General features: G+C 30.2%; 5 protein-coding genes. 1 reads left to right on the top strand and 4 read right to left on the bottom strand.

From position 1 onward, the window contains the following. Positions 1-193: 193 nt before the first annotated feature. The 3 genes from B3040_RS06230 to rlmD form a co-directional block, all read right to left on the bottom strand. Positions 194-940 (bottom strand): MerR family transcriptional regulator, encoded by a 747-nt coding sequence (locus B3040_RS06230; protein WP_291571274.1) that lies wholly within the window; start codon positions 938-940, stop codon positions 194-196. A gap of 267 nt (positions 941-1207) precedes the next feature. Continuing rightward, positions 1208-2278 (bottom strand): endonuclease/exonuclease/phosphatase family protein, encoded by a 1071-nt coding sequence (locus B3040_RS06225; protein ID WP_291571272.1) that lies wholly within the window; start codon positions 2276-2278, stop codon positions 1208-1210. 605 nt (positions 2279-2883) lie between these two features. Next, positions 2884-4236, bottom strand: coding sequence for a 23S rRNA (uracil(1939)-C(5))-methyltransferase RlmD (gene rlmD / locus B3040_RS06220; RefSeq protein WP_291571270.1), 1353 nt, complete (start codon positions 4234-4236; stop codon positions 2884-2886). Between the two features lie 556 nt (positions 4237-4792). Between rlmD and B3040_RS06215 the strand changes: the two genes are divergently transcribed. After that, positions 4793-5542: a TSUP family transporter gene (locus B3040_RS06215; protein ID WP_291571268.1), complete on the top strand. Its 750-nt coding sequence runs from the start codon at positions 4793-4795 to the stop codon at positions 5540-5542. Between the two features lie 94 nt (positions 5543-5636). On the opposite strand, the gene B3040_RS06210 is transcribed toward B3040_RS06215, so the two are convergent. Continuing rightward, a complete protein-coding gene (locus B3040_RS06210) occupies positions 5637-5882 on the bottom strand; it encodes a hypothetical protein (RefSeq protein ID WP_017416248.1) in 246 nt (81 codons plus the stop codon). Between the last annotated feature and the right edge of the window lie 118 nt (positions 5883-6000).

The raw sequence follows: 6000 nt of genomic DNA, 5'->3' as shown, positions 1-6000 counted from the left end.
ACAGACTTATTTACACACTCCGAAAATATTTAAAATACGGCTTTCTAATAAAATCTATAAATAAAAATAATCAATTTATATTACTTATGCCTTCACCCTTAATCCCCTTCACAAAAATAAAAGAAAAGAGGCAAGCTAAACTCACCTCTCCTCTTCGATTTACTTTAAACACTTGTAGTTAAATTTTATGAAGCTACTTCCCACTTGCATACATTTCCGTTGCAAAGCAAAGATAATAACTTAATCCTGTTTGTTGGCTTTCAAGCATATTTCTATGAAAATCATCTTCTAAAAAGAATTTTGATTGAATTGCTAGCGCTTTTGCATCTATTTCTACACTGTGTTCGTTTAGAAATGCAATGTGCTGTTCAAGCATTTTTTGTACTCTTTCATCACTTGCTTTCAACCCATCTTTTAAAGCCTTTGCGACACTCTTCATAAAGTTTTGAGCCTCTGCTGCTATTTCATTCATTTCAATGACTTCAAAATCATTTTCTTTCATCATATCATAATTATATTTATCTTTAAGGTATTCATTTTGCTCAGTAAGAGCCTCATTCCATTCTTCTTTGTTAAGTCCCTGAAACATAGTTAACTTATCCATAATTACTCCTTTCTTAGTGAGAATAATCGACTCATCAAGAGTTTTTAACAAACAATCCAGTCTCTGCCTGCGCGCATTAAGCAGTTTTTGTTGTTCTAATAAACAATTCAATCGATTCGGTTCATTCTCAAGTGCTATTTTGATATCTTTGAGAGAAAAATCAAGCTCACGGTAGAACAATATCTGTTGTAACCTTTCCAAATCCCCTGTTCCATATAGACGATAACCTGCTTCACTAATTTCGGAAGGTTCAAGTAGTCCTATCTTATGGTAATAATGGAGAGTCTTCACTGTAACTCCTGTAAGTTTTGCAATTTCTTTAACCATGTATAGCATAATTCCTCACCTCATTTAAAATCATAATGGCTCCTCTAAGGTAAGAGTCAATAATATTTTTTAATTTTTTCCTAAATAATGTTCAGAAAAGTATTTAGTCTCCCCCAATTCACATTGTCTAGTATTTTTTCCTATGATCTTAACTCCTTATAATTATCCCCTTTGGTTTAGATTAAGTCTCACAAGAAATATACTGTTAAATGTCTTTATAATTTTTCACTTGTTTCCATTTTTATAATTGAAAAATATTAAATGTTTAATTATTTATTACTTCAATTTTAACTCAGTATAAACAGGATTATGATCTGAATTATTAAACTCTAGATTTATTCCTTTTGTATCAATTACTTCTACATTTGGCGAAATAAGAAACCCATCTATAACGCTAAGAAAATTAACTCCTTCTTTATAGGGAATATCAACTGTTCTATTTGATGGAATTGTTTTATCGGCAGCCCATTTATATCCCTCTGGAGTAAAATCTTCCGGAATAGTTTTTAGCCACTGAGGAAACTGTTGTTCTGTATTAAACATTAATGGATCTGTGCCTGGTATTACGTGATTCCAATCTCCTCCCACTACAACATAATTACCTTTTTCAAATTCTTTTTGAATATATTCCTTTAAAAATCCAAGTTGCTGCTTTCTTATAACTCCACCCTTATCATAGGCAGAAAGATGTGCATTTACTAGAATAAGTTCTTTTCCTCCCTCTACTGGGATTCGATTTTCCTGAATACACCTATCTAGGTCAGCTAATTGTCTAAAAAAACTTTCTGTTCCAGGAAGACTATACCTGGTTGAAGATTCAATATTATATTTAGACATTGTTAGTAACCCACCTTGCACACTTCCATGTGGCTTTGAAATTGGTATTGGAACCCAAAGCACCTTGTAATTCAGCGCAAAGGTTGAAGCATAGTCTTTCAAATTATTCTTCATAAAATCAATTTCATTAATCTTAAAGCTTCGTGTTGATTTCTTATCAACTTCTTGAAGTATAATAAAATCAGCATTCTTTGACTTTAAGAATTCAGACATCTTAGTTATGTTTTCTGTAGTCTTTTCCTTGCTCTTAGATCTAGAACCTACTCCCCCATCCATGAAAAAGTCTTGTTCTTTATCCATTCCTCCATATCCTATATTAAATGTAACTATAGAAAAGGGATTATCCTTTTTTATTATTTCCTTTTTATTATTGTCTACCTCTAATTTAACTGCTTGTTCTGGTCGATAATCTGTAATAACCATCATAAGTAAATATACACCGAATAAAATTGCAGGTATCAAAATAATTATCAAAATTATTTTAAAAAGTTTAAACTTTAATATTCCCATAATGCTCCCCTCTACTTATATTAATTTATCTATACTTTATAAAATTTTTATTTATTTTATATCTTCAAAACTTTATCTCCCATGATTATATATTTAATAACGAGTTGCTACAATATATTTGGAGAATTTTTAGAAAACCCTCCTCTAGATTAATATATAAGGAACACTTTACCCTTATAATATAAAATGTTATTGTCGCTATTATACATTGTAAATAATTAATATAATCAAAAGATCTAATGATATACTTTATCTGATAGTTTCCATAGAAGCCAAGGTCGCTTAAAATATAAAAAACAAATATTCAATACCTAAACCCTAACGCAAATATCCTTGATTTTGCGTAAAAGTTAGACCCCCTAAAGCAAAAACTCCCCCAAACCGTAGTCTGAGGGAACATAAAACACACTTCAATATTCACTTAAAAACCTTAAACACTTTGATATCAGCCTATTTCTTCTCTAGCCTAAACACTGTCTCATGAAACTGTCAGTATATTTGAAAAAATCATTTCTTCCAACCTTCCGACATAATAATTTCAATGTCGGAAGAATGTCGGAAACTCATCATTTTACTCTGTAACCAACACCTTGAAACCATTGACTTTACTTACTTAGTCTTACTACTGTTTCAACGTGCGGCGTATGCGGGAACATATCCATCAATTTAACTTTTTCAACTTTATATCCATGAGCTACTAAAACAGCTAAGTCTACAGCTAGAGATTTAGGGTTGCAGGATACATAAATTATTTCTGGAGCATTAAATTTTATTACATAATCTAGTGCTACTGGATGAACTCCTGGTCTTGGAGGGTCTAAGATTATTATATCTGGTTTAATTTTTACATCCTTAATAACTTGAGCTACATCTCCTGCAATAAATTCACAGTTATTTAAGTTGTTTAGTTTTGCATTTTCTTTTGCTGCCTCTACTGCTTCTTCAATTAGTTCTATGCCTAAAACTTTTTTAGCCTTTGGAGCTACTATTTGTCCTATAGTTCCTGTTCCACAGTATAGATCAAATACTACCTTAGCTTCAGAATCTCCCATAAAGTCTCGAACCATTGAGTAAAGAGCTTCTGCACCTTTTGTGTTTGTTTGGAAAAATGCAAAAGGATTTATTTTAAAGTTAAGGCCTAGAAGATTTTCGATTATGTATTCTCTTCCATAAAGTATATTGACTTTATCTGCTTGAACCACATCAGATAGTGAATCATTAACTGTATGTATAATTCCTGTGATTTTCCCCTTAAGGTTTAGTTCTAATAATTTATTAGTAAAGTTAGTAAAATCATATTGAATTTGAGAAGTTGTTACTATATTAACTAGTACTTCTCCAGTATTGCTAGCTTTTCTGATTACTAAATTTCTTAGAAATCCTTCATGCTTCATTATTTTATAGTAGGGAAGTTGTTCCTCTTTAAAATGCTCTAAGGTGTTGCTTAATATAGCTCTGAAATCCTCATCAACGATTTGGCACTTGTCTACAGTAACTATAGCAAAGCTTTTATTCTTTGCATGCATTCCAAGAGATAATTCTCCCCCTTTTTCAAAGTCCCCAAAGGTGAACTCCATTTTATTTCTGTATTCATAATCCAATGGGCTGCTTTCAATTCCTAAGAATTCAAAGTCATTTATATTTTTTTCTTTTAATAAATCTAGAACCTGTTGCTCTTTAAACTCTAACTGTTTTTCTAAAGATAAGTGTCCATGACTGCAACCACCACACATACCAAAGTTTACGCATTTTGGTTCTACTTTATAATCTATATCTTCTAAAACCTCAGTAAGCTTTGCTTCTATTCCATTGCTATTTTTCTTAGAAACTCTTGCTCTAACCTTTTGTCCTGGTAGGGTGCCTTTAATAGCTACCTTTTCACCTTCATAGTATGCTATACCTTTACCTGGAAACTCTGTTCCTTCTATATTAAATTCATATTCTTTTCTCTTTCTCACGCTATCTCTCCTATGTATTTATTATTTTAATTGACTCTTATTGAAGATTTTATTGTTTTACCCTAAGCGTTGTACAAGTACAGTAAATTTTGCATATTTGCAATTTATATTTTAGCCTAAGTATAATTATAAAAATATACATTTATTAATGAGCCATAAATATGTGATTATAATTTTCTATTTATTATTTTTCCAACATTATATAGTATATATGTGATTTTTGTAAAAATAAAGGGATTTTCTATTGTTTTATTGAAATTTGAGTATTATATATTAATAAGCTCTTATTTTAAGCGTGTAGAAGCCTAGTAATTTAATTTTTCCCCGGTTAATTTTAAAAAAATTTCAGCTAAGCAATTTCTATTTATGAATCTAAGTGTAACTTTCAGTTGTTTATCCTATTGTTATATGAAAATCCTCGTTAATTCTTTGATAAAAATTTAATATACTAAATTTTTTAATTTAATACTTCTAATACTAAAAATTTCATATATAATATAAGTGGACAACGTGTTTTATTATGCTTAATCATGTAAAATTAAGGAGTGTTACGAAAATGTTTAATATGGTTTTTCTATGCATAGCTGGTTTTTTAGCTTCTTTTATAGACTCTATTGCTGGAGGTGGAGGACTAATTAGTGTTCCTGCCTTTATGATTGCAGGCTTAAGTGCTCACGTAGTGCTGGGAACTAATAAATTTGCTGCAACTACAGGTTCCTTTACTAGTTCTTTAAAGTTTGCAAAATCAGGATTATGTAACTTTAAATTGCTAAAAATATTGATTCCTTTTACTTTTGTTGGTTCTATTCTTGGAGTTAAAACAGTATTACTTATAGATCAAAAATTCTTGCAACCTTTAGTTTTAGTTTTAGTGCTTTGTATTGGAGTATACACTCTGTTTTCAAAGTCTATAGGACAAGAGGATAACTTTACAGGACTTAATAAGAAAAATATTACCCTTGGAATACTACTTGCCTTTTCCTTAGGTTTTTATGATGGATTCTTTGGTCCAGGTACTGGCTCTTTCTTAGTATTTGGAATGATTAACATTTTTGGTTTCAACTTTTTAAACGCCTCTGCTAATGCAAGATTTTTAAATTTTGTAAGTAACGTAACTGCTCTTGTTACCTTCGCCTTCAGTGCATCTATTAATTACAAAATTGGAGCAATGGTAGCAGTATTTATGGTAATTGGAGCTAGAGCTGGTACAAAACTTGCTATAAAAAAAGGTGCAAAAATTATTAAACCGATTTTTGTAACTATGTCTCTAGCAGTAGCTTTAAAAATGTTATTGAGTATATTTTAATATTATAAAATTTATGAGCACTTTTATTTTAAAATCTTCCTATAAAGGACATTTTAAATAAAAGTGCTCTTTTTTATTCTGGCGTTATTTTCTCCTATAAAACCTTTTTTAACTGCTCGATTTTATATTCTTTAATTAGTTTATTTTTGGCTTCATCAATAACGATAAGTTTCACCCTATCCTGTTCAACTTTTAAAACTTTACCCTTTTGTTTAGTGCCAATAACATTAACCGGAGAACCTTGAACTATTTCTTTTAAATAGCTTCCATTGCAATAAGAACATTTTTCACTGTTACTTCCTATTCTTTTGCAATCTACACAATAATAAATTTTGTTCATAATAACGCCCCCTAAATAAATGGATTTTATATAAGATATAAATCCTTAATATCTTATTCAAGAGGAGGTATTATTTTTCTTTCCAATATATCCCATTTAACAATTTGTTAACATTTAG

Origin of the sequence: Clostridium sp. UBA4548 (assembly GCF_002387895.1) — a bacterium.
Lineage (GTDB): Bacteria > Bacillota > Clostridia > Clostridiales > Clostridiaceae > Clostridium_J.
This window is presented reverse-complemented; position numbering and strand designations above follow the sequence as displayed.

Excerpts from the sequence above, each read along its gene's own strand:
- B3040_RS06210 (WP_017416248.1), bottom strand. The coding sequence starts at position 5,882 with ATGAACAAAATTTATTATTGTGTAGATTGCAAAAGAATAGGAAGTAAC.
- B3040_RS06225 (WP_291571272.1), bottom strand. The coding sequence starts at position 2,278 with ATGGGAATATTAAAGTTTAAACTTTTTAAAATAATTTTGATAATTATT.
- B3040_RS06215 (WP_291571268.1), top strand. The coding sequence starts at position 4,793 with ATGTTTAATATGGTTTTTCTATGCATAGCTGGTTTTTTAGCTTCTTTT.
- B3040_RS06230 (WP_291571274.1), bottom strand. The coding sequence starts at position 940 with ATGCTATACATGGTTAAAGAAATTGCAAAACTTACAGGAGTTACAGTG.